Genomic DNA, 22,655 nt, shown 5'->3' with positions numbered 1-22,655 from the left:
GTTCTGGTTCTGGTTCTGGTAAAGACTGTATTTTTTTAGCATTATTGCTAGTATTAATTGGAAAATTTTTTTCTTCTACATCACTTTTAGTTATTTTTTTTAATTTATTTTGAAAATTATCAATCATTTTTATCTTAGGTGATAAGATTATTTCTTTATTTTTATTATTAACATTTAAATCAGAACTTTTAACATTACTATCATAAAAAGAACAGCCAAATAATGAATTAAACATAAAAAAATAAACACTACATACTAAAACCTTAACTTGCACAAATACATCCAACATAATAAATAAAAAAGCCACAATTAATAATTGTGGCTTCGTATATAACTAATTTTACATCATGTATAATTTATAAACAAAAAAAAACCAATCTAAAGAAACTTATTATATATAAAACCAATAATTTTAAGAAATTAATTTACATTGATGAATATAATTGAGACAAATACTTTATCCACCCTTTCGCTTCATTTGATGGCGTAAAATCATTGGCTCTTTTCGCATAAAGTAAGGCTGAATCTATTTGGTTTAGCTTGTAATAGGCTCTCACTTTAGCTAATGCAATATCATCTGTCTTTTTGTAATCCTTAACCTTATCTAAAGTCTTCAAGCCTTGTTGATGATGACCCTCTTGGATCTGTAATTGGGCCACTTGCCAATAATAACGTGAATCTAGCGTTGCAGCCTTTGACCAAGTGACAGTGGCTTTATCCCACTCTTTTGCTGCTTGCCAATAACTTGCTTGCATAGTCAGTAAATCAATATCACTTTGCGCTTCATCTAACTGACTTAATACTTCAGCAGCTTTCTCTGGGATACCGCGCTGAGCATAAAGTTGAGCCAACAATTTCAATTCTGATTGACTCAATTCAATTCCTTGTCGCTCTGCAAGAATAAGAGTATCTAACGCATTTTCAGGTTGATTCAAACGAAGCTGAATACTCGTTAACTGCTGCCACCATGTCGCTTTATTTGGTTCAAGTACAATTAAACTGTTCAAGGTAGGGATCGCCGATTTCCATTGTTTTAACTGCAGTTGCGCCCCTAATCTCAGTACTAGCGATTGGCTTCTTTCACTTTGTTTCTTATATATCGCGACACGTTCATGCTTATTTAATGCAGAAAGGACCTTTTCCCATTGCGCCAACTGGTAATGGGTTTGAGAAATACGGAACCATAAATCGCCTATTTTTTGTTTTTCAGGCACTGAGTTCGCTAATTGATAATAATGCGGTAACGCATCACTAAAGCGCTGCTCTGTTAATAATAAATCGGCAAGCATACGTTGCGTTATCCATGCTTGCTCATCGGCTAATTGCTGGCTATTTACCGCTTTAGTGAGATATTTAACTGCCGATTTACTACTCCCTGCCTGCCAATGAAACACACCCAACATACGTTGAATATAGGCTTTATCATAATCCTGAGAAGGGGTTAATTCTGCCAAAACAGTAATTGCCTCGGTCATTTTTTCTTGCTGTTGTAATTGTAATGCTCGCTGTACTTTTGCTGCGTTATATTGACTCAATTGCTGTGCTTGAGAAACGCAACTAAATAGAAATGCTAAGCAAAGTAAGAACACAGAACCCAACTTTAAAATAAAGCCGCGTAAAGATCTCAACGAATCTGAAGTATGAGGTAAAGGTAATTTCATCATTTTGCTAACGTAAACTCCAATTTCACCGTTTGTCCAACTTGAGCAATGGCTTTCCCACCGACTACTTTTGGTTGATATTTCCATTTTTTCAACGCTTTAACTGCTTCTCTTTCAAACATTCGACGCGGTTTAGCATCCGTTACTTTTACATTAGTTGGGCGACCTTGTTCATCAATGGTAAATGACATAACAACAAAGCCCTCTGCACCTCTTTTCATCGCTTTTGATGGATAACGAGGCTCAACACGATACAACGGCATCGCTTGTTGGTTACCTGTAAAATCAGCGAAACTCGGTGCATTTATCGCTAACCCCGAAATACCAGAATCCAAGCTCATTGGTGGCATTGAACTTTGTGGCGTCGCCATTGAAGTTTGAGTTTGAGACGCCATTGGTTTTGCCTCTGGTGGCGGCTCTGGTGTCTCTGGTTTTTCAGGCACTCGACGTTGACGGCGCTGAATATCTTGTTCTTGCTCAACCATCACCATGTCAAAGCGGATCGTCTCACTGCTTTCTGGTTTGCCGTTATGACCGTTGTCTACCATCCACGCCATAAACGTGAATAACCCTACCGTCATAGAAAGCGCAATAGGCACTGCCAACAATAATCGCCACATTAGTTTTTCTCCGCAGCCAATGCGATGCCTTTAACTCCCGCACCTTTAGCCGCATCCATTACTTTTACAACCGTACCGTTATACGCATGTTCATCTGCTTGGATCACTAACGATGCATCAGGTTGTTCTAATAATAAATGCTCTAATGTGGCTTGAACTCGCTCGGCGTCCACCATGCGTTTATCAATGAAAATATCGTTTGAAGCGGTAATAGCGACAAAGATACCCGCGTCTTTTTGACTCGATACATTACTGGCTTGAGGGCGATTTACTTCAACCCCTGATTCACGCACAAATGAGCTTGTTACGATAAAAAAGATCAGCATGATAAATACGATATCGAGCATTGATGTTAAATCTATTTGTGCTTCTTCTTGGTTTGAAGAACGACGGCCAAGTCTCATGACTGACTCCTTAATGCTTTTTCTAAATGATGTTCTTTACGGCGGCATACTTTGGCTAAACGAGCATGAACAAACATACCCGCTAGCGCAGCAACCATTCCTGCCATGGTTGGTAATGTGGCTAATGAGATACCAGAAGCCATCAGTTTTGGCTGGCTACTGCCTTGATTTGCCATTACATCAAACACTGAGATCATGCCTGTTACCGTGCCTAGCAAACCGAGCATTGGGCAAATGGCGACAAGAACTTTGATGAAATTCATGTATTGATTAAGCTGAAGATGTGCTTCGCTTACCCAGCCATCACGGATCGTTTTTGCGTACCACGAATCGTGATCGTCTCGCTGTTGCCATTTATCTAACCATACTTTTCGCTGTGCCGGAAAAGTGAAAGATAAGAAAAATACACGCTCAACCACTAGTAACCAACACACAGCAACAACAGCGCCTAACCACCATAAAATGGGGCCGCCTTGTGCCATAAAGTGAGATAAGAAAGCCGTCATTAGGCTGCAATTCCCATTGGTTTATTTATTGTTTCTTTTTCTGCTTGTTCAGCCACTAAACTCAAGCCCTGTTTTTCAAGGATGGTACGAATACTCTCTGCTTGTGAGCTTAAGATATTGTGAGTTAATAACAGAGGCATCGCTGCAACTAAGCCTAATACCGTAGTCACAAGAGCCATTGAAATACCGCCCGCCATTACTTTTGGATCGCCATTACCAAATTGCGTGATCACTTGGAATGTTTCGATCATGCCAGTAACAGTACCTAAAAGACCTAACATAGGTGCTAATGCAGCGAGAAGCTTAAGCATTGAAAGACCTTTTTCTAAGCCTTGTTGCTCATCGACAATGGTTTCTAGTAAACGAAGTTCTAACGCTTCTACCGAACGAGTTTTTTCTGCATCATAAACAGATAAAACACGACCAAGAGGATTATTACCGATGTGTTCAGGATCTTTTAATTGAGTACGGATCTGCTGACGAATAACCAACAATCTTGCACCATTAAATAACGAAATAAGCAGGCCAATTGCCAATAGAGCGATAATGATTTGTCCAACCACACCACCCGCTTGAAGGCGATCTTTTAGCGTTGGCGAATTTGCAAGTTGTTCTAGCATGATGCCACGCGATGGATCCACTGCCATCATGATCACTTGTTGCTGCGCCATATCAGATAATGTTGCTACTGATGGCGCAAGCTCTGGCTGTTGTGCATAATACGTCGCAACTTGTTTTTTGTTATCCCAACGTAAAAAGCCTTCGTCGCCAACCAATGCCATATTTCCTAAACGGTAAGCATTCACTTCTGCGCGATGACCTGCACCGTCAATAACAGTTACAGGAACTAAAGTCAGTTGTGAACTTACCTGTGCTTGTTGTGCCATTGTTTGCCATAAACCGGTCAACTGGCCCATCGAAGGCAAAGATTTAGCGGCAACGATATCATTAATTACTTGGCTATTTTTCTTATCATCAAGGCCTGTCACTGAGTTCTTTAACTCTACATCGACATCTTTTGCTGTTTGTCTTACAACACCAAACAGCTCTCCCAGACTGCCAGTTTCTAGATGCAATTTTTGCTCTAAAGAGGCTAACGTTTTTTCATTGTTACTGAACGTTGAGCTTAATTTATCACTCTCTTTTTGTAGCTGTTTTCGTTCTGCTATTAACGCATTTCTTTGTGCTTTTAAACTTTGTTCTGTTTGTTTAAAACCAGACTCACGCTGTGCATTATGTTGTTTTTGAATTTGGCTTGCTTGCTTGGTGTCTTGAACTAATTCAGAGCTTGCTGCCGATGTGTTAGCTGAAAAACTTAATACTGAAATAGCTAAAATAAGTGGTTTAATCGTCATGTTATTTCACCTCTTTCAGTGATAAAGAAACGGGTAGAGTCAATAAGCTCGGAGCCACTTGCTTATAAGCGACAGAGTACGCTTTAGCTAAGTCGTCATTAAATGATGAATCCAATAATGTCCACTGATTACTGTAGGTATTCCAGCTCCAGTATTGTGAAGAATCCAAACGACGAGCAAGCAATGAAACACGACCTAAATGCAACATATCAGTATCGATTAATTCATCATTATCAACCGTGATTTGAGTTTGATATGTACCTAGCTTCGATCCGTAATCCATCTCAATTTGATACGCTTCGAGAATACGACGGTATTTTTCTGCATCGCTCACATCGGCTCTTGTCATCATGTGTTCAAGTTTTTCAATACGTTGTTGGCGTTCTGCTATCTTGATTGGTTTATCTTGCTCAACTAACACAGTAAGGCCCGATAACATTTTATACATCAATGGCACGACGCCTTGTCTTGTCTCTTTAATTGTTTCTATTTGATTATTTAGGTTACCCATTTCTTGTTGTTGACTATTCACCAAACCAGTGAGGTGATCACGATAAACCGCAAGATTCTTTACTTCTTCTTGCAGTTGTTCGATCTCTGCTTTGTATGCCAATGTTGCTTCTGAGCTTTTATCAATTTTTGTTTGGCTCACAGCAGAGGCTGTATTCGATTTATTTTCGATAGATCGTGCTTGATCAAGCGTCGTTGCCTGAGCGGTTGTGATCACGGTAGCTAACGCTATTCCTATACTGGTTTTTAAAATATTCATATTATCTATTTCTTAACTGTTATTTTTTAAGGTCTATCTCTTAAAAAATTTGCCTTCAAATAAACGCAGTAAAGGGAGACCGAAGCCTCCCTTATATTTAATGCGCTAAATTAGTATTTAACTTGTAGTGTCGCCATGTAGTTTCGGCCTTCACCAACCACTACACCACTTGCACTACCACCTGCTAGATAATCGGTATCCAATAGGTTTTCCACATTGAACCGAGCAACAAAATCTAAGCTTTCATCATATTTAATAGTATGTGAAATACCCATATCTACTCGTGTGTAAGCATCTTTTTTGAATTCATTCTTAGAGTCACCGTAACGCTCGCCTACGTGATAAACACCAAGATTAATACCTGTACCGTTATTGAAATCGTACTGAGACCAAATGCTTGCACTAAATTCAGGTACATCCGCAGGCGTTTTACCTTCTAATGCTGGGTCATTTTCATATTTAGCATCAAGTAAAGTTGTTGATGCGCTTAATGAGAACGCTTCTGTCAGGTAACCTGTTGCAGCTAACTCAATACCAGTATGAACTTGCTCACCGACCTGTGAAGTACGTGTATTTGAACCACCGTTAATATCTTCAGACACTTGCATGTTTGACTGTACAATTTGGAATAAAGCACCAGACACATACAAGCTGTTATCTAATAGTTCCCACTTAGATCCTAGCTCGTATAAATTACCTTTCATTGGGTCTTGCTTTTGACCATCATTAACATCATCAGCATCATTAATGGTTGCTACTGGTTCAAAACTTTCAGAATATACGGCATAAATAGAACCATTTTCAGCAGGATGATAAATAACACCAAGCTTAGGAAGAATGTTAGTGTAATCTTCTTTTTTTCCTTTACTGTCTTCTGTTTTATCTACAGCAAAACGTGCGCCAGCAAGTAACTGCCAAGAGTCATTAAATGTCACTAAATCTTGAAGGTAAATACCGTAATGTTGGCTCTTAGAATGAGAGCCAACAGTATCATCACTTGAGTTCAAATCACCAGGGCGATTAAAGCCATCACTGCATGTATCAGTACCTGTATCACATGATGTTGAACTGTCATATTGACGTTTGTAATCATAATGCAGGCCGTTACCACCTACTAATAAACGGTGATTAACACCCAGGGCATCTACATCACCAGTAAAATCAACATAAGCGGTATCGAATGTCCACTCATCATGACGATCAGATGATTTATAACTGCTGCCATCTTTATGTATGTCTGACTCTGTACGTTGACGCTCATAGAATTGACGGCTAATACCGGTTTTAACAGACCATGAGTCAGTTAAGTTTGCAGTTAAACCAACACCATAGTTGACAACATCATTATCTGTTTTTGCCCAGTTTTGGTCTTTAACGGTATTTGGATCAATCACTTCACCCGTCGTTGTATCTACTTTTGAGCCGTTATCTAAATCACCTAGCTCGTCAGTTCTGTCATAATGAGCAGATAACATGATGTCTTCATTGATATCATAATCAACAAACAAACCACCAACAGTACGTTCCGTTTCTACATCAGTACCGTCAAAACGTGTACGCCAAGAATCTTGATTTTCTTGAGATAAAATCACGCGAGCACGTAATGTTTTATCTTCATTCAATGCCCCACTAACATCGGCTATTGAACGAGTGTAATTATTTGAACCAATATCTTGACTAATAGTTACTTGAGTCTCATACGTTGGTTTTTTAGAGATCATATTTACTAAGCCACCAGGAGTCGACTTACCGTAAAGTAAACCTGCAGGGCCTTTCAATACTTCTACACGCTCTAATAATTCAATTGGTTGACGATAATGAGACCAATGCTGAGAGCCATCACGTAAGAAACTTGAACTGCTGCTTAATTCAAAACCGCGTAAGTAAAAACGTTCACGATTAGTTGATTTCGAGCCTTCAGAAATACTTGAATCATTCTTCAGCACTTCACCTAGTGTACTCGCACGTTGCTCATCAATGATTTGCTCATCAATGACAGTTACTTGCCCTGGAGTTTCTAATTGCGTTGCTTCCATACGCATTGATGTTGAGTTTGTATCGGCTTTATAACCGTAATCACGGCCTGTAACGACCATGTGCTCATCAGTAGTTGATGCATCTGTTTCAGCGTAAGCAAGAGGGGTAGACAAAACTGCGCCAATAACAAGAGCCAACTGACTTTTAGAAAACATATTCCATTATCTCCAAAGATTTATAAAAGGGGGGTGATAAAATCTGAGATGGAATATAAATGATAATTGTTATTATTTGCATTAAATTTACATTCTTTGCATTCGTAAAGTTTTGTAAATGAAAATAAATAAGGTGCAACAAATAAAGAAGAAATTAACATCAAAAAAACGCCATAAAATGAAGCCTTATTAATAGAAAGCTCAATTTATAGAACAAGGTTAAACTTATTGACATAAATACCACTTAATTTATAGAAAAATAGTACAAAAGTGGTAGAATTCGCGATTGACCATACAAATAATATGGCTATATCAAGGATAATATTATGAAAAAACGTTACATTGCTTTAATCATCGCTGTTGGTATTGCCATTGGTTGGATAACCTTGGGCGGTACACAAGCAGTACTTCACGCAACATCAACCACTGAGTTTTGTGTTTCATGCCACACGATGGAAAAACCATTACATGAATACCAAGGTTCTGTTCACTTCAGTAACCAGAAAGGCATTCGTGCAGAATGTGCTGATTGCCACATCCCTGAAGAACCAATTGATTACCTAATTACCAAAATCCGTGCGTCTAAAGACATCTATCACGAGTTTGTTACTGGCAAAATTGACACTGATGAAAAGTATGAAGAACACCGTTTAGCGATGGCTGAAACTGTCTGGGCTCAAATGCGTGAAAATGACTCTGCTACTTGTCGTTCTTGTCACAGCTTTGATGCAATGGAAACTTACGACCAATCTGCTAGTGCACAAAAAATGCACGCATACGGAAGAGAAAATAACCAAACCTGTATTGATTGTCATAAAGGCGTTGCTCACTTTGCACCACAAGCCACATTAGATACGTCTGCGTTTGACCACCTTTTTGATATGGCTAAAAACACCAAAGCTGATGCTGAAAAAGTTTACCCAATTGAAAGCATTAAAATGGCTGACCTTGCGACCATTAACCCTACCGTTGAACTAACGACTGTTAGTAGCGATGAAGGTAAACGTACAGTGACTGTTTCTGGTTACCAAATGAAAGGCGCAGAATCGGTTATCTACATGGGTGAAGGCCAACGTTCAATCATTGCGACTCTTACTGATACTGGCATCAAAGCGCTGACATTAGGTGAAGCAAACACAGATGCTTATGGCAATGAATGGCGTAGTGCTGAGTTAACTGGTGATATTGAAGCTCCAGTTCTTGCATCAAACCAACCGCTATGGGATTACGCTGAGCAACTTGATAATGTTTACTGTTCTACTTGTCACGCTAAAATTGCTGCAAGTCACTTTACTGTAAACTCTTGGGGGCCAGTGGCTAAAGGTATGGGTGCACGTACTGATATCTCTGAGCTAAACCTTGAGATCCTGACTAAATTCTTCCAAAACCACGCGAAAGACGTGGCTAATCACAAATAAGAGAGAGTGACTATGACAACTATTACTCGTCGCGGCTTTTTAAAAGGCGCAGGTGCATCTGCTGGTGCATTAGCGATCACGTCTATCGCTCCGTTATCTGTGAACGCTTCTACGCTTGGCCGTACAGATTCATTAATTCTGACGTCTAGCCGCATGGGGCCATTACTTTGTGAAGTTAAAGATGGTCAGCTTATTTCAACCAAAAGCGGATTAGCTCAAACCGTACCAAACAGCTTGCAGCTTACCGGTCCATCACAAGTTCATACAAAAGCCCGTGTAAAATACCCAATGGTTCGTAAAGGGTATTTAGAAAACCCAAGTAACCCTCAGGGGCTTCGTGGCAGTGATGAATTTGTGCAAGTGTCATGGGATGATGCCTATAAGCTAATTCATGAGCAACACATGCGCATTCGTGAAACGTATGGCCCTCAATCTATTTTTGCCGGTTCTTACGGTTGGCGTTCAAGCGGCGTGTTACATAAAGCTCAAACACTGCTTCAACGTTACATGAGTATGGCTGGTGGTTATACCGGTCACATGGGTGATTACTCAACGGGGGCCGCTCAAGTTATCATGCCGCACGTTGTGGGTTCTATCGAAGTATATGAGCAACAAACGACTTACCCTGTTATTTTAGAAAACAGTGAAGTAGTTGTTCTATGGGGCTTAAATCCACTTAACACTCTTAAAATTGCGTGGTCTTCTACCGACGGACAAGGTCTTGAATTTTTCCACCAACTGAAGAAATCAGGAAAAACAGTCATTATTATTGACCCAATGCGTTCAGAAACGGCTGAATTCTTTGGTGAGAATGCTCAATGGATTGCACCTCATCCGCAATCTGATGTTGCGATGATGATGGGTATTGCTTATCAATTAGTAAAAACACAGCAACACGATACTGAATTCCTTACTAAGTACACGACGGGTTTCGAACAGTTCGAAGCGTATCTAATGGGTAAAGAAGACGGTATAGAGAAAACACCACAATGGGCATCTGAAATATGTGGTGTTCCAGCAAAACAACTGGAACTTCTGGCTAAGATCTTTAAAGAAAATCGCACCATGCTTATGGCTGGTTGGAGTATGCAACGTCAACAGCACGGTGAACAACGTCACTGGATGCTTACTGTTCTTGCTTCAATGCTTGGTCAAGTTGGTCTACCTGGCGGTGGTTTTGGTTATTCATACCACTATTCTAATGGTGGAAATCCTACTCGTGATGCGGGTGTATTACCTGCAATTTCTGCATCTATCGGTAAAACGGGTGATGCTGCAGCTCGCGGTTGGGCAGCGGCTGGTGGTGTTGTAGCTTCTTTCCCTGTAGCTCGAATTGTTGAGTGTTTAGAAAAACCAGGGACTGAATTCCAACATAATGGTCATACGATGACCTTCCCTGAGCTTAAAATGATTTGGTGGGCGGGCGGTGCTAACTTTACGCATCACCAAGATACTAACCGTCTGATCAAAGCATGGCAAAAACCTGAACTTATCGTAATTTCAGAACCATACTGGACAGCGGCTGCAAAACACGCAGATATCGTTCTACCAATTACGACTTCATTTGAGCGTAATGATATGACGATGACTGGCGACTATTCTAACCAACATCTTGTTCCTATGAAGCAAGCGGTTGAGCCACAACATGAAGCTCGTAGTGATTTAGATGTATTTGCTGATATGGCAGAGTACATTACGCCTGGTGGTAAAAATGTGTATATGGAAAACAAAACGGAGATGGAATGGCTTCGTGATTTCTATAAAACAGCACAACAAGGTGGTCGTAATGCTCGCATCCCTATGATGAACTTCAGCAAATTCTGGGAAGCAAATGAGCTTATCGAAATGAAGTGGAATGAAAAAAATGCTCAATTTGTTCGTTTTGGTGATTTCCGTAAAGATCCAATTATGAACCCACTAGGAACACCAAGTGGTAAAATTGAAATTTTCTCTAAAACAATTGAAAGCTACAAGCTAGATGATTGTCCTCCACACCCTACGTGGATTGAACCAACAGAGTGGATGTTCAACTACGCTGATGGTGAATTGCAGTTAATGACATCGCACTCAGCACACCGTTTGCACAGCCAATTTAACTATGCCGATCTTCGTAAAGAATACGCAGTACAAAACCGTGAGCCTATTACAATTCACCCAGAAGATGCAAAAGCACGTGGTATTAAAGATGGCGATTTAGTTCGCGCTTATAACCAACGTGGCCAAGTTCTGGTTGGTGCTTTTGTCTCTGATGGCATCAAAAAAGGCAGCGTATGTATCCACGAAGGTGCATGGCCTGATTTAGACCCTAAAACAGGCATGTGTAAGAATGGTGGACCAAATGTACTGACAATGGATATTCCTACGTCTCGTTTAGCCAATGGGAACTGTGGCAACTCTGGGGTTGTGAAAATTGAAAAATTCAAAGGCGTTGCTCCAACATTAACGGCGTTTACGCCACCAATGAATGGGTAATATGATTTAGTTCATATCCATAAATAACAAACCCGAGCATATAATGTGCTCGGGTTTATTTTTATCTTCACTTCAATATTTCTTATAACCATCGCTGCAATTCTAAATAATACTAATCTAGGTAAGAACTAAACAGGAAACAACAGTGAGATCCTCAAACCGCCCTCTTTTCGATTATCAGCCTTCACTTTCCCCTTCATCACTGACATCGCTTCTTTCACAATCGCAAGCCCCAAGCCATAACCACCAGATTGCTTATCTCTGGCTGACTCTAAACGAGTAAATGGCGCAAAAATATCTTTCAGTTGATGCTCTGGAATACCAAGCCCATCATCTTCAACAATAACCGCAATATAATGCAGTTCATTCTCTTGATAACGGGTGATCAATAATCGAATGGTCGCGTTACCTCCCGCGTATTTAATGGCGTTGCTAATGAGGTTATTTACACATCGAGCTAAAAGGCGACGATCAACCATCACAACGTCTGTCCCAAGGGAGAATCGTGTTTCTAAGGTTTGATTTGATTTTAAATCTGAACGTAATTGCGTAATTTGAGCTTCACAATAACTGTCTAAAATCAGTGATTCTAATTTTGTAGAATACCGCGCGTTCTCTAATTGGCTAAACTCTAAAATCTCACCAACCAAATTATTCATTTCTGCCGATTCATTTTCTAAACGATCAAGCAAATGCACATGCTCGTTATCTGTTCTCTTTCTTAATAAATGCAGAGCTAAGTTATGTCTAGCCAGTGGGGTTCGTAATTCATGAGAGACATCTCTTATCAACCTTTTTTGCTTTTCAGCAAGAGAGTGTATTTCCCCTGTCATATTATCAAAGTCATGTGCCAACTCACTAAACTCGCGCACTGAATGACCAATTTCATCCGCCACTTTAATCGTAAAATCACCTTCAGAAAGTCGATGGCTCACCTCTCTTAATTTATCTAATGGCTTTTGCAAATAACGAGCAATAACCCACGAAAATAAGCCTAAAATAAGGCCAGAGATAATGATTTTTATAATACTAAAATACAGCGAAAAATAACGAGCAGGGTGATATTTGTAAGGCATTTGCATCACAATCGTCAACCCATCGTTCAATGGTATTCCAATGATCGGTTGATTCACTTTATTATCAAGCTGCGTATTGAGTGGACGTAAATATTTCAACTTGAACTCAAAATGAGGATGCATGTCTCGGTGTGTAATTGGTCGGTTATTTTTATCCAATACAAATAGATAATACTCTTGTGCGTTTGCCCAATCAGCCAGTTCATCCATGTCCCCTTCATCAATGAGAACATTGGCTTGGTAGGCTAAATCCAACATTTTGTCTTGGATAGAAGACGGAATTCGTAACATCGATTTCATTAACGCAATTTCGGCCAAACTTTGCAATGAAAGTATCACAACAAGAATGATAGCGAATGAGCTGAATAAACGAAACGCGAGTCCATTGCGGTGCTTACGAATAAAAGAAGGACAAGATTGAAACCAACGCAAAGGCATTATTATCTCCTACCCATTAACCATTTTTATAAAGCTATAGCCACGGCCTCGAACTGTTTTAATGTGTTGTTTAGATAAGCCCGACTTCAATAACTTACGACGAATATTGCTGATGTGCATATCCAAATTTCGATCAAACGGACACAGCTCTTTCTTTAAGATATTCGTTTGTAAATCCGCCTTCGACACGACAACATCCGTATTTTTAATCAAATATTGCAATAACTCTGATTCTGTTTCAGTTAATGGCAAACGCGAGAACTGTTCAGAGAGATCTTCAATTGCCCCCACGTAACTTTGACGCTGACGCTCTAACCCAACTCGACGCAAGATGGCCGTAATACGCGCGAGTAATTCCGGCACATTAAATGGTTTGGCAATAAAATGATCGGCACCGGCTTGTAAGCCATCCAACATAGAGGCTTCATCACCTAAGGCCGTTAGCATAAGAATGGGCGTTGCAAAACGTTGACAGATACGTCGTGCCACTTGAAACCCATCAAGCTTAGGCAACATGACATCCAGCAAAACAAGATCAACAGAATGGTTTTGAATATACTCTAATGCACTTTCACCACAATGTACGCAATCAACATCGTAGCCTTCCTCTTGCAATACTTCTTGTAATAAATTGCACAATGCAATGTCATCATCAACCACTAAAATACGGGACACGTTTACTCACCAATTAAAATGAAAATCGTTCGCATTCTAATCTCAGCATTACCTCAGTGCAATAAAGAATTTCAAATGGCGACAGTTTCTCTCTTCTTAATGATATCAGTCATAAAAACACAATCCATTCCCCAAAACCAACATGACAAAAATGTCATATACCAGACCCCGTTATGTCACTTTCAGTCCGCTATTATGAACCTACTTAAACAAAACAGTTCATTAAGGAATCATCATGAAATCATTAAAAACGCTTGCTCTATCAGCCGTTATTATTCTTGCAAGTTCAAATGCGATGGCTAACTCAGTTATCACTAGCGGCAACTATATTAGTAAAACAAGCAATACGACGCTCTATACTGACCATGTAACAACGAAAAAAGAAGCCTACAATCAAGCTTTAACTCAATTAAATAAACTCGATACAAGTTCACCATCAGAACTTAAAAATGCATTAAAAATCAAATCATTTGAATCAAAAACAACCCAAAGCATTAGCTTAGACGACAAGAGTTACATCACAGTTCAAGAAACAATGAACATGGCAGGGCAAATACAATACACAGGATTAATACACGCAAATTATCATTACTTAGAGCACAACTCTAATGACTAGTTTTTTTGTACTATTCTTTATAAATCAACGTGCCATATAAGAAAGATGCGACTATATTGTATTGATACCCACTGATTGTTCTCCGTATTTAAAGAAGTAACGTGATGAAACTACTTATAATAGAAGATGAAACGAAAGCTGGAGATTATCTAAAAAAGGGATTAACAGAGTCCGGTTACACTGTTGATCTGTCGCGTGATGGCGTTGATGGTTTGTATAACGCAACGACATATCAATACGATTTAATTATCTTAGATGTCATGCTGCCAAAATTGAATGGGTGGCAAATTTTGCAAACGCTCAGAAACTGCGAAAATAGCACGCCTATTATTATGCTGACGGCAAAAGATCAAGTAGATGACAGAGTAAAAGGGTTTGAACTCGGCGCGAATGATTACCTAATCAAGCCCTTTGCCTTTGCTGAATTAAAAGCTCGTATTGAAAATGCACTGAGATCTCAAACTGCAAACTCGCACACCCAAAAAGTAAACGAGTTAGTCTTATGTGATTTACAACTCGACCTTTTAAAACATACTGCGACAAGAAATCACGATAATATTACATTAACAGCAAAAGAATTTTCATTACTCGAATTGTTCATGCGAAAGCAAGGAGAAGTACTATCAAGAACCACCATCGCCTCTCTCATTTGGGATATGAATTTCGACAGTGACACCAATGTCATTGACGTTGCCGTTAAGCGACTCAGAGCAAAAATCGATAAACCTTACGACACGCCATTGATCCATACGGTGCGAGGAATGGGTTATAAAATGGACGAGGTGTGATGCAATGAAAACTCATTATCTTTCAATGAAATTAAAGCTCACCCTCATGTTTTTCTCCACCTCGGTATTTGTGTTTATTGGCCTTGGCATCGCCATTCAGTATCTCGTTCAATCCCATTTCTATGAAGAAGATCGTCATCAAATAACCTCCAACCGCACTTCCGTTTCCGTCTTACTGCAAAACAAAGGGATTACCAGTACCGAGATATTTGCATCATTAAAAAGCAGAGGCATTAATGTATGGATAACCAAAAAGAACGGAGAGCAAACCCAAAACACCAACGTAATCGCAAATGATGGTGCATTTTCTCCATCAAAAGACCTTAACGAGTGGACGTATAATAACCATACATTTAGAACCTTATATTATCCTCTAAACGCACATGAAGAGTACACTGGCCTTCTCATTGGCATTAACATTGATCATCACATTCAATTTAATAAAAAACTCAAAGTTATTTTAATGTGGTCTATTGGCATCGCGAGTTTGCTGTCTTTTCTTTACAGTTTTTTGATCGTGAGTATGGGATTTAAACCGCTTAGATCACTGCAAAATAGAATCAAAGAAGTTCAACCAAATAAATTGCATATCCGATTATCTGATGAGAGTTTACCCACTGAGCTCATTGAGTTTGCGAGGGTGCAAAACCAAATGCTTGAACGATTAGAATTGGGGTTTCAGCGCTTAAGTGACTTTTCTTCTGATATTGCCCATGAGTTAAAAACCCCATTATCGAACATTGTGACACAAACTCAAGTCACGCTATCACACTCAAGATCCACACAAGACTATCAAGACATTTTATCGTCTAATTTAGAAGAATTAGAACGGATCAATAAAACCATTAACGATACTCTTTATCTTGCTAAGTCAGAAAATGATTTGCTATTAAAGAGTAATGTCCACTTAGATTTAGTCTCATTATTTGAACCTATTGTAGAATATTACAGCATCATTTCTGAAGAGTCAGACGTTACTATCCTGCTTTCTGGTAATGGCGTGCTATGGGGGGATAAATCGATGATACAACGAATTGCTAATAATCTCTTATCAAACGCAATTCGTCATTCAGCACCAAACAGTTCTATTTTAATTGATATCAAAGACAGCCCAAATAAAGTGCAATTATCAATTTCAAACATAGGTGACACTATCCAAGAAAAGGATCTGCCTTTTATTTTTGAGCGCTTTTACAGAGCCGATAAATCACGAACACATTCAAGCAGCACAGGCGCAGGGCTTGGATTACCTATCGTTCGTTCGATTGTAAATGCACATAATGGAAAGATAACAGTGCAGTCTGCCGATACACAAACAACGTTTACCGTTTCTTTCCAAAAATAATGATTAATTCGTAATGTTAGCCCAATTAAGATCGACAATACGCTCATCCGCAATGTAATAAATCACATCGCCTGGCGATAGTATGGTTTCTAGACTTGGGTTAATTTTACACCCTTCATTATTTGTCTGTATGGCAATAATGATGGCTTCATACTGCTTCTTAAATGGCGTATACACCGATTCAATCGTAAATGGCGTGATGTCACTCGGTATCTCAATTGAGTATTGAGTTTGACCTTCATGCGCGCTCACCAACTCAGAATGAATAAAGCTTGAGCCTTTATCCATTACAGACTTCGCCACTAATTCTGTCGACAGTGACGAAATACACTCTGAATTTGGGCAATATTTATGCAATAAATCTCGTTTGATTGAATCTTCAAAGTGAGCCACTAAATGCGCATCGCTGTTTTGCTCTGCGACAAACAAACTAATGGTTAACGTTGCATCATCTAAATCGGTATCAACAATCACCGCACTGGCTTTCGATAAGTTTGAGCGTTCCATTTCTGTTGCATCGGTAAACGAGTTAACGCGAACAAAATGGATATCAGAATCAAAAGGAGACTCTTCATACTCACAAGAGACAACCACCACTTCTCGTCGGCCTTGCTCTTCTCTTCTTAACATTTGAACAAGGTGAGGCGTTCGCCCACTGTTTATTCCAATAACGATAATGTGATTTTCTAAGTTCAAGTTTCGTCTCCCTCTTCTGTTTGTACGCCAAAAATCGGTAAAAAATACCGCGGCACGTCCCACTGACAACGCAAATAAACCAACACCGCATGGAATAATAAACAAGGCTGAAAAGAGTCGACCATGATCGGTTGTTGGGCTTAAATCACCATACCCTACGGTACTACTGGTGGTAACGATATAGTAAAAAAAGCTGGATAGGTTATCGGTTAAATGAGGTTCATTAGCCAAGGTTAACCCTAGCCAACTTAACGCGACGTAACTGATAAGAAGAAACATCAGCGTATACATATTAATCGCCATAAAGTGCTTATTAATTAAGTTAGCAATGACTTTTAATATTGCGTGCATTGTTATTCCTTCATCATCCATAATTCCGATCAGTGTAGCGTACTACAAAATTAACGTATACCTTCTAACTTTAATAATGCTTGTTTGATGTCAACGCCACCAGCGTATCCCGTTAGGCTGCCATTTTTACCAATCACACGATGACAAGGAACGATAATTGAGATTGGATTTTTACCATTAGCCCCACCAACTGCTTGAGACGCCTTTGGGTTACCTACTGCAATGGCAAGATCTTTATAACACCAGGTTTCACCATAAGGAATGGTCGTTAATGCCTGCCACACCTTGTTTTGAAATTCGGTGCCATTTGCCGCTAATGGGATCGAGAACTCTCGACGTTCACCATTAAAATATTCGGTTAACTGGCTAATAGTGAGTCGCAAAATAGGATGATCATCGTCTTGCACTCCAAAGTCACTAAGTTCTCTTGCGTGACTTTCATACCACACACCCAGTAGACCATCGTCATTCCCATTGACCGTGATCAGGCCTATTGGACTTTCAAATTGCGTATATACATTCATTTTATTGTTCCTCTTCTTCACACGCTTCATCAAAACAACATTCGTCTTGTAAAAAACCAATCACTGACGTCAGTTTCTCATATTCAGCCACACAAAAAAGGGTACGACCTTCACGACGTTGTGAAATTAGCCCCGCAGAGGCCAAACCTGATACATGATGAGACAACGTAGAACCCGGAATATCCAATTTTTCTTGAAGTCCGCCGACCGCAATACCTTGATACCCAGCTCTCACTACACTTTTATAAATAGCTAAACGTGTGGGATGGCCTAATTCTTTCAGTGCTTTAGCAACAATCTCGATATCCATGACGCGTCCTCTTTAAATTTATATTTCGATAATACTAGAAATAACTTGATCATGCTAATCCTTAAGTGTACATTTCGACTATTCCAGAAATATAGAGATTTAGATTATGTTTACAATTACACAAGATATGGTGATGGACACCTTAAATATGTTCGCGTTTTTAGCGGCAGAATTAACCGTACTGTTCCTATTAATTAGCTACCTTGTTGGCGTCTTACAGGAATACATTCCACCAGCAAAGATCCAACGTATTCTGAGTGGGAAAAATGGCCGAGGCTATATTGTTGCAGGCTTATTAGGAGCGATTACTCCATTCTGCTCATGCTCAACAATTCCTTTCTTGAAAGGTCTATTACGAGCGAAAGCCGGTTTCGGTACCATGATGGTGTTCTTGTTTGCAAGTCCGCTACTAAACCCAATTATTATTGGCCTGTTTGCGGTGACATTCGGACTTAAAGTTACCGTGTTCTACTTTGCGATTGCGATGGGCGTTTCAATCATTGCGGGCTACGCATTAGAAAAACTGGGCTTTGAAAAATACGTAAAAGAAACCGCGTATATCGCACCTGAACCAAAAAGCTGTGGTTCAACCTGTGGCGGCGCGAAAAAAGCACCGCAAAGCAAGTGGATCAAAATTTGGAACAGCACATGGACTGATTTTAAGAAAGTATTACCTTACTTGATTGGTGGTATCGCACTTGGCTCTATGATCTACGGCTTTATGCCAACAGAATTCGTTGCTCGTATCGCAAGTGAAAATAACCCATTTGCAATCCCAGTTGCGGCGGTCATTGGTATTCCACTTTACATTCGTGCTGAAGCGGTTATCCCGCTAAGTGCAGCACTAGCAGCAAAAGGAATGAGCCTTGGTGCAGTAATGGCGCTAATCATTGGTAGTGCAGGGGCAAGTTTAACCGAAGTGATTTTACTTAAATCTATCTTCAAGAACCAAATGATTGCAGCGTTCTTAGTGGTAATTCTAGGCATGGCAATTGGTGCGGGCTTCTTGTATCAATTTATCTTTTAAAGATTAAACACCTCAAAAAATAATACGCAATATTAACAAAGCCATATCACTCAATTTGATATGGCTTTTTGTCTCTTAACCACATCTGTTTTTCAATAAAACGTTGATGAAACTAACGGTTACTCTTTCTTAATTCCAATTTTATTCCTTTTTGCACTACACTGCCCATCTACTTACTTTCATCGAGAATGGTCTAAAATGAAAATTCTAAATATAAACAAAGATACCTACCGTAAAAAAACTAATCTCGTTATGGTTGCTTTTATCGGCTGCCTTGCTGTTTTAGCTTTACTATTTGGGTCAATTCTTATTGCCCTATTTGGCTCTGAAGGCATTACAGAATCCGGCTCTACTGGTAACTTTCATCTCAATGTTCTTGGCGTTATCTTAGCGGTTATCGTAAGCTCAATTATCATGAACAAAGTAAAAGCGCACGCTTACTTTAATGAGATCATGTACGTATGGCAGCTAAAACAAATTCATAATCGTATCTATCGTAAGCTAGCAAAAATTAAAGAAAAAGCGGCAAGAAATGATCACGACTCTCTGTTGATACTCGCTTTTTACTACACGACTCAACAACAAGTATTCACCTTGGATAACAACACACTTACCATTACAGCAGTTCAAAAAAGCTTAAATGAAGTATATGAACAAGCCACAGAAATGAACCTTACGCTTGAGCTTGATGACTTTACTGTCGATTTACTAGATAGATACGAGTAACAGACACAACTGATCATGAATTAATTTCATGACAATATCACAAACAATCTCAATATTGACCTATGTCAAATCGTTACGAGCTGTGTTTTAATCGTTAATAACAACAGCACATAATAAGGAATGACATGGAAATCACTAACGTTAGCTTCATTGGTTTGGGCGTAATGGGTTACCCAATGGCTCGTCATCTGCAAACTGCAGGTTTCTCAACCACGGTATATAACCGCACCGAAGCAAAAGCTAAACAATGGGCTGCGGAATACCAAGGTCAATCAGCTCAAACTCCACGCGAAGCATCAGAAGGCTCAGACATCGTTTTTGTTTGTGTTGGTAATGATAACGATGTTCGTAGCGTTATTTATGGTGAAGATGGCGTTCTTGCAGGTTTAAAGCCTGGCGCTATTTTAGTCGATAACACCACCACATCAGCAACCTTAGCGGTTGAACTTGCTAAAGCGTGTGAAGCACAAGGTAACCAATTTATTGATGCACCTGTTTCTGGTGGTCAAGCCGGTGCTGAAAATGGCGTATTAACCGTAATGTGTGGCGGCAATGAAGAAGCTTTCACTACAGCAAAACCTGTAATTCAAAGCTTTGCGAAAGCCATTACCCTTCTTGGTGAAAATGGCCAAGGTCAACGCTGTAAAATGGCAAACCAAATCTGTATCGCTGGTGTTTTAAAAGGGTTAAGTGAAGCGCTTATTCTTGCTGAAACAGCAAATTTGGATATAGACCTTGTCGTTGAAACATTAAAGCACGGGGCTGCCGGTTCATGGCAGATGGAAAACCGTGCAAGCACCATGGCGCAAGATAAATTCGATTTTGGTTTTGCTATCGATTGGATGCGAAAAGATTTAGGCATTTGTCTAGATGAAGCAAAAGCTCATGGGATTAAGCTGCCACTGACTGAAGAAGTCGACCAAGAATACAAAAACCTTCAAGAGCAAGGTTTAGGTCGAATGGATACGTCTGTGCTAATCAAAGCGGTTAAAGCAAAAGTATAATTCTACATTGCCAATAAATAACTCAAAAAGGGGGACAAAGACTGTCGCCCTTTTTGCTGTAAAGTGTATTCCTCTATTCCCTTTTTTATTCAATTTTCTCATCAGCTTATCTTAACTGTGATCCACCAATACTTTTGTTTACCCTACCGATTTTTCTACTTTCTTTTGTCTCGTCCTACAGACTGTTACTGCCTTCACATTTTTAACCAATCAAAGATAGTGAATACCCTAGATATCGTTGCGGTAGATAACATTTATCTATGTGTTATGCATTTTATCTATGGCTACCTAAGATAAATAGCATTTCACCGTATACCTCCAAAGTCCTATGATTATCTCAATGACGTTAGCCTTATAAACAGGTCAACATGTATCGCAGGAAGCACTCTAGAGAGACCGCTTAATACTAAATATAAACTGTTGATACCATTAAATTATATACCAACGTGATTATATCAATTTAGCACTCTACCCCTATTCAGGAGCAATTAAATGATTAAGAAATTATCGCTTGCCGTTTCAGCTGCCCTACTACTAAGCAACACGGCAATGGCTGCAAAAAACATCGTTATTGGTGTTGAAAAAAGCTATGTACCTTACTTTACCGAGCTTGCAGAGCAGTTTAATAAAGGAAAGGACTTTAAAGTTGAAGTCGCAGCAACAAGCATGTTTGATTTATTAGCGGCACTGCCTACTCAAAAAGGCAATATTGCTGATATCTTCATGATCCCAAATGACCGTATTGGTGAACTAGCGGATCAACACTTAATTGCCCCGACCAATTTTACCGTTAACGGTTATACAGATGCAGCAACCAACGCATCAACCTATAACGGCCAAACCTACATGCTTCCAATGTCTACAGATACAACCCTATTTCTATATAACAAAGACATGTTAAAAGAAGCACCAAAAACACTGAAAGAAATCCCACCATCAGAATGGGCAGCGAAATTCACTGATTTCTACTTCACTGGCGGTCTATTCATGTCTAACGGTGGTTATATCTTCAAAGACAATAACCCTCAAGATATTGGTTTAAATACACCTGACGCAATCAAAGCGGGTTTAGCGGCTCAAGAGCTATATAAAAGTGGCGTGAGTCACTGGACCCTAATGCAAGATGATACCGTTGCTTATGACATCATGATGAAATACTTCATGGAAGGAAAACTAAAAGCCATTATCAACGGCCCATGGGCAATTGCTGATATTGAAAAAGCAGGCATTAACGTTGGTGCTGCACCAATTCCAAGCTGGGATGGCAGTCATCCATATAAAGCCCTAACAGGCACAAAAGGGATGACCGTAAATGGTTACAGTGATAATCAAGAAGGTGCTCGTGAGTTTATTAAATTCCTAGCGACTCCTGAAAACGCAAACAAATGGTATGCAGACACACGTGAAGTATCACCTAGCCTATCTGTCAATTACAAAGAAGGCTCTCTACATAAAGCTATCTTTGATGCGACCAATATCGGCCAACCTATGCCAAGTATCCCAGAGTTCATGAAGGTTTGGGGACCAATGAAAACGGGTCTTGCTCAAATCGCACAAGGTCAAGATGTAAAAGCGGTACTAGATGCAGCCGTTGATACTATCGAAATTGATATCGAAGACATGTAACCCACACCCATTCGATTTTCACTCTATCTGCACGATGCCGAACCACTCAGCATCGT

22 protein-coding genes are annotated in these 22,655 nt (G+C 39.6%); 9 read left to right on the top strand and 13 right to left on the bottom strand.

The annotated features are described in order from the left end of the window. The 8 genes from A6E03_RS20255 to A6E03_RS09905 all read right to left on the bottom strand — a co-directional run. Positions 1-274, bottom strand: a 274-nt coding sequence (locus A6E03_RS20255; protein WP_176703466.1) for a hypothetical protein, incomplete at its 3' end; no start/stop codon positions are given. A 151-nt stretch (positions 275-425) separates the two neighbouring features. Further along, positions 426-1,664 (bottom strand): hypothetical protein, encoded by a 1,239-nt coding sequence (locus A6E03_RS09935; protein WP_065600773.1) that lies wholly within the window; start codon positions 1,662-1,664, stop codon positions 426-428. Continuing rightward, complete coding sequence (locus tag A6E03_RS09930) at positions 1,661-2,281, bottom strand: energy transducer TonB (protein WP_065592692.1); 621 nt, start codon at positions 2,279-2,281, stop codon at positions 1,661-1,663. Before A6E03_RS09930 ends, A6E03_RS09935 begins: the two co-directional genes overlap by 4 nt. Continuing rightward, on the bottom strand, positions 2,281-2,685 hold the full coding sequence (locus A6E03_RS09925) for a biopolymer transporter ExbD (protein ID WP_017021643.1): 405 nt from the start codon (positions 2,683-2,685) through the stop codon (positions 2,281-2,283). Before A6E03_RS09925 ends, A6E03_RS09930 begins: the two co-directional genes overlap by 1 nt. Further along, positions 2,682-3,191 (bottom strand): MotA/TolQ/ExbB proton channel family protein, encoded by a 510-nt coding sequence (locus A6E03_RS09920; RefSeq protein WP_045104286.1) that lies wholly within the window; start codon positions 3,189-3,191, stop codon positions 2,682-2,684. Before A6E03_RS09920 ends, A6E03_RS09925 begins: the two co-directional genes overlap by 4 nt. Next, positions 3,191-4,546 carry a MotA/TolQ/ExbB proton channel family protein gene (locus A6E03_RS09915; RefSeq protein ID WP_065600772.1) on the bottom strand — a complete coding sequence of 452 codons (1,356 nt, stop codon included), beginning with the start codon at positions 4,544-4,546 and terminating at the stop codon, positions 3,191-3,193. Before A6E03_RS09915 ends, A6E03_RS09920 begins: the two co-directional genes overlap by 1 nt. Before the next feature lies 1 nt (position 4,547). Further along, a complete protein-coding gene (locus tag A6E03_RS09910) occupies positions 4,548-5,315 on the bottom strand; it encodes a DUF3450 domain-containing protein (RefSeq protein WP_065600771.1) in 768 nt (255 codons plus the stop codon). Between the two features lie 110 nt (positions 5,316-5,425). Next, entirely contained in the window at positions 5,426-7,507 is a 2,082-nt protein-coding gene (locus A6E03_RS09905; protein ID WP_065600770.1) for a TonB-dependent siderophore receptor, read from the bottom strand. A 326-nt stretch (positions 7,508-7,833) separates the two neighbouring features. Between A6E03_RS09905 and A6E03_RS09900 the strand changes: the two genes are divergently transcribed. Both A6E03_RS09900 and A6E03_RS09895 read left to right on the top strand, forming a co-directional pair. Further along, complete coding sequence (locus tag A6E03_RS09900) at positions 7,834-8,925, top strand: NapC/NirT family cytochrome c (protein ID WP_065592687.1); 1,092 nt, start codon at positions 7,834-7,836, stop codon at positions 8,923-8,925. A 12-nt stretch (positions 8,926-8,937) separates the two neighbouring features. Next, complete coding sequence (locus A6E03_RS09895; protein WP_065592686.1) at positions 8,938-11,397, top strand: molybdopterin guanine dinucleotide-containing S/N-oxide reductase; 2,460 nt, start codon at positions 8,938-8,940, stop codon at positions 11,395-11,397. A 128-nt stretch (positions 11,398-11,525) separates the two neighbouring features. Here A6E03_RS09895 and A6E03_RS09890 read toward each other — a convergent pair whose 3' ends face one another. Beyond that, on the bottom strand, positions 11,526-12,911 hold the full coding sequence (locus A6E03_RS09890) for a histidine kinase sensor domain-containing protein (protein WP_065600769.1): 1,386 nt from the start codon (positions 12,909-12,911) through the stop codon (positions 11,526-11,528). 9 nt (positions 12,912-12,920) lie between these two features. Next, positions 12,921-13,586 (bottom strand): response regulator transcription factor, encoded by a 666-nt coding sequence (locus A6E03_RS09885; RefSeq protein ID WP_017021635.1) that lies wholly within the window; start codon positions 13,584-13,586, stop codon positions 12,921-12,923. Positions 13,587-13,821: 235 nt separating this feature from the next. On the opposite strand from A6E03_RS09885, the gene A6E03_RS09880 reads away from it, so the two are divergent. The 3 genes from A6E03_RS09880 (at position 13,822) to A6E03_RS09870 (ending at position 16,335) form a co-directional block, all read left to right on the top strand. Then, positions 13,822-14,202 carry a DUF3316 domain-containing protein gene (locus tag A6E03_RS09880; protein ID WP_065600768.1) on the top strand — a complete coding sequence of 127 codons (381 nt, stop codon included), beginning with the start codon at positions 13,822-13,824 and terminating at the stop codon, positions 14,200-14,202. Positions 14,203-14,306: 104 nt separating this feature from the next. Further along, positions 14,307-14,990 (top strand): heavy metal response regulator transcription factor, encoded by a 684-nt coding sequence (locus A6E03_RS09875; RefSeq protein WP_012551588.1) that lies wholly within the window; start codon positions 14,307-14,309, stop codon positions 14,988-14,990. A 4-nt stretch (positions 14,991-14,994) separates the two neighbouring features. Further along, the gene (locus A6E03_RS09870; RefSeq protein ID WP_065592682.1) at positions 14,995-16,335 is read left to right on the top strand and encodes a heavy metal sensor histidine kinase; all 1,341 of its coding nucleotides are present in this window, start codon (positions 14,995-14,997) and stop codon (positions 16,333-16,335) included. A gap of 3 nt (positions 16,336-16,338) precedes the next feature. Here the strand turns inward: A6E03_RS09870 and A6E03_RS09865 are convergent, their stop codons facing one another. Genes A6E03_RS09865 through A6E03_RS09855 form a run of 3 tightly spaced genes read right to left on the bottom strand, consistent with a single transcriptional unit; the run spans position 16,339 to position 18,216 of the window. After that, positions 16,339-17,382, bottom strand: a complete 1,044-nt coding sequence (locus A6E03_RS09865; RefSeq protein ID WP_065600767.1) for an ion channel — start codon at positions 17,380-17,382, stop codon at positions 16,339-16,341. 50 nt (positions 17,383-17,432) lie between these two features. Beyond that, complete coding sequence (locus A6E03_RS09860) at positions 17,433-17,906, bottom strand: methylated-DNA--[protein]-cysteine S-methyltransferase (protein WP_065592680.1); 474 nt, start codon at positions 17,904-17,906, stop codon at positions 17,433-17,435. Position 17,907: 1 nt separating this feature from the next. Next, the gene (locus tag A6E03_RS09855) at positions 17,908-18,216 is read right to left on the bottom strand and encodes a helix-turn-helix transcriptional regulator (RefSeq protein ID WP_065592679.1); all 309 of its coding nucleotides are present in this window, start codon (positions 18,214-18,216) and stop codon (positions 17,908-17,910) included. Positions 18,217-18,322: 106 nt separating this feature from the next. Between A6E03_RS09855 and A6E03_RS09850 the strand changes: the two genes are divergently transcribed. The 4 genes from A6E03_RS09850 (at position 18,323) to A6E03_RS09835 (ending at position 22,599) form a co-directional block, all read left to right on the top strand. After that, positions 18,323-19,243, top strand: coding sequence for a permease (locus tag A6E03_RS09850; RefSeq protein WP_065592678.1), 921 nt, complete (start codon positions 18,323-18,325; stop codon positions 19,241-19,243). Between the two features lie 198 nt (positions 19,244-19,441). Continuing rightward, positions 19,442-19,969, top strand: coding sequence for a DUF3087 domain-containing protein (locus tag A6E03_RS09845; protein WP_065600766.1), 528 nt, complete (start codon positions 19,442-19,444; stop codon positions 19,967-19,969). A gap of 125 nt (positions 19,970-20,094) precedes the next feature. Continuing rightward, positions 20,095-20,973, top strand: coding sequence for an NAD(P)-dependent oxidoreductase (locus tag A6E03_RS09840; protein WP_065592676.1), 879 nt, complete (start codon positions 20,095-20,097; stop codon positions 20,971-20,973). 492 nt (positions 20,974-21,465) lie between these two features. Further along, complete coding sequence (locus A6E03_RS09835; RefSeq protein ID WP_065600765.1) at positions 21,466-22,599, top strand: extracellular solute-binding protein; 1,134 nt, start codon at positions 21,466-21,468, stop codon at positions 22,597-22,599. Positions 22,600-22,655: the final 56 nt, after the last annotated feature.

It is taken from the genome of Aliivibrio sp. 1S128, assembly GCF_001691065.1.
Lineage (GTDB): Bacteria > Pseudomonadota > Gammaproteobacteria > Enterobacterales > Vibrionaceae > Aliivibrio.
This window is presented reverse-complemented; position numbering and strand designations above follow the sequence as displayed.

Excerpts from the sequence above, each read along its gene's own strand:
- A6E03_RS09880 (WP_065600768.1), top strand. The coding sequence starts at position 13,822 with ATGAAATCATTAAAAACGCTTGCTCTATCAGCCGTTATTATTCTTGCA.
- A6E03_RS09920 (WP_045104286.1), bottom strand. The coding sequence starts at position 3,191 with ATGACGGCTTTCTTATCTCACTTTATGGCACAAGGCGGCCCCATTTTA.
- A6E03_RS09840 (WP_065592676.1), top strand. The coding sequence starts at position 20,095 with ATGGAAATCACTAACGTTAGCTTCATTGGTTTGGGCGTAATGGGTTAC.
- A6E03_RS09935 (WP_065600773.1), bottom strand. The coding sequence starts at position 1,664 with ATGATGAAATTACCTTTACCTCATACTTCAGATTCGTTGAGATCTTTA.
- A6E03_RS09845 (WP_065600766.1), top strand. The coding sequence starts at position 19,442 with ATGAAAATTCTAAATATAAACAAAGATACCTACCGTAAAAAAACTAAT.
- A6E03_RS09910 (WP_065600771.1), bottom strand. The coding sequence starts at position 5,315 with ATGAATATTTTAAAAACCAGTATAGGAATAGCGTTAGCTACCGTGATC.
- A6E03_RS09895 (WP_065592686.1), top strand. The coding sequence starts at position 8,938 with ATGACAACTATTACTCGTCGCGGCTTTTTAAAAGGCGCAGGTGCATCT.
- A6E03_RS09900 (WP_065592687.1), top strand. The coding sequence starts at position 7,834 with ATGAAAAAACGTTACATTGCTTTAATCATCGCTGTTGGTATTGCCATT.
- A6E03_RS09870 (WP_065592682.1), top strand. The coding sequence starts at position 14,995 with ATGAAAACTCATTATCTTTCAATGAAATTAAAGCTCACCCTCATGTTT.
- A6E03_RS09890 (WP_065600769.1), bottom strand. The coding sequence starts at position 12,911 with ATGCCTTTGCGTTGGTTTCAATCTTGTCCTTCTTTTATTCGTAAGCAC.
- A6E03_RS09850 (WP_065592678.1), top strand. The coding sequence starts at position 18,323 with ATGTTTACAATTACACAAGATATGGTGATGGACACCTTAAATATGTTC.
- A6E03_RS09915 (WP_065600772.1), bottom strand. The coding sequence starts at position 4,546 with ATGACGATTAAACCACTTATTTTAGCTATTTCAGTATTAAGTTTTTCA.
- A6E03_RS09865 (WP_065600767.1), bottom strand. The coding sequence starts at position 17,382 with ATGCACGCAATATTAAAAGTCATTGCTAACTTAATTAATAAGCACTTT.
- A6E03_RS09860 (WP_065592680.1), bottom strand. The coding sequence starts at position 17,906 with ATGAATGTATATACGCAATTTGAAAGTCCAATAGGCCTGATCACGGTC.
- A6E03_RS09930 (WP_065592692.1), bottom strand. The coding sequence starts at position 2,281 with ATGTGGCGATTATTGTTGGCAGTGCCTATTGCGCTTTCTATGACGGTA.
- A6E03_RS09855 (WP_065592679.1), bottom strand. The coding sequence starts at position 18,216 with ATGGATATCGAGATTGTTGCTAAAGCACTGAAAGAATTAGGCCATCCC.
- A6E03_RS09905 (WP_065600770.1), bottom strand. The coding sequence starts at position 7,507 with ATGTTTTCTAAAAGTCAGTTGGCTCTTGTTATTGGCGCAGTTTTGTCT.
- A6E03_RS09875 (WP_012551588.1), top strand. The coding sequence starts at position 14,307 with ATGAAACTACTTATAATAGAAGATGAAACGAAAGCTGGAGATTATCTA.
- A6E03_RS09925 (WP_017021643.1), bottom strand. The coding sequence starts at position 2,685 with ATGAGACTTGGCCGTCGTTCTTCAAACCAAGAAGAAGCACAAATAGAT.
- A6E03_RS09835 (WP_065600765.1), top strand. The coding sequence starts at position 21,466 with ATGATTAAGAAATTATCGCTTGCCGTTTCAGCTGCCCTACTACTAAGC.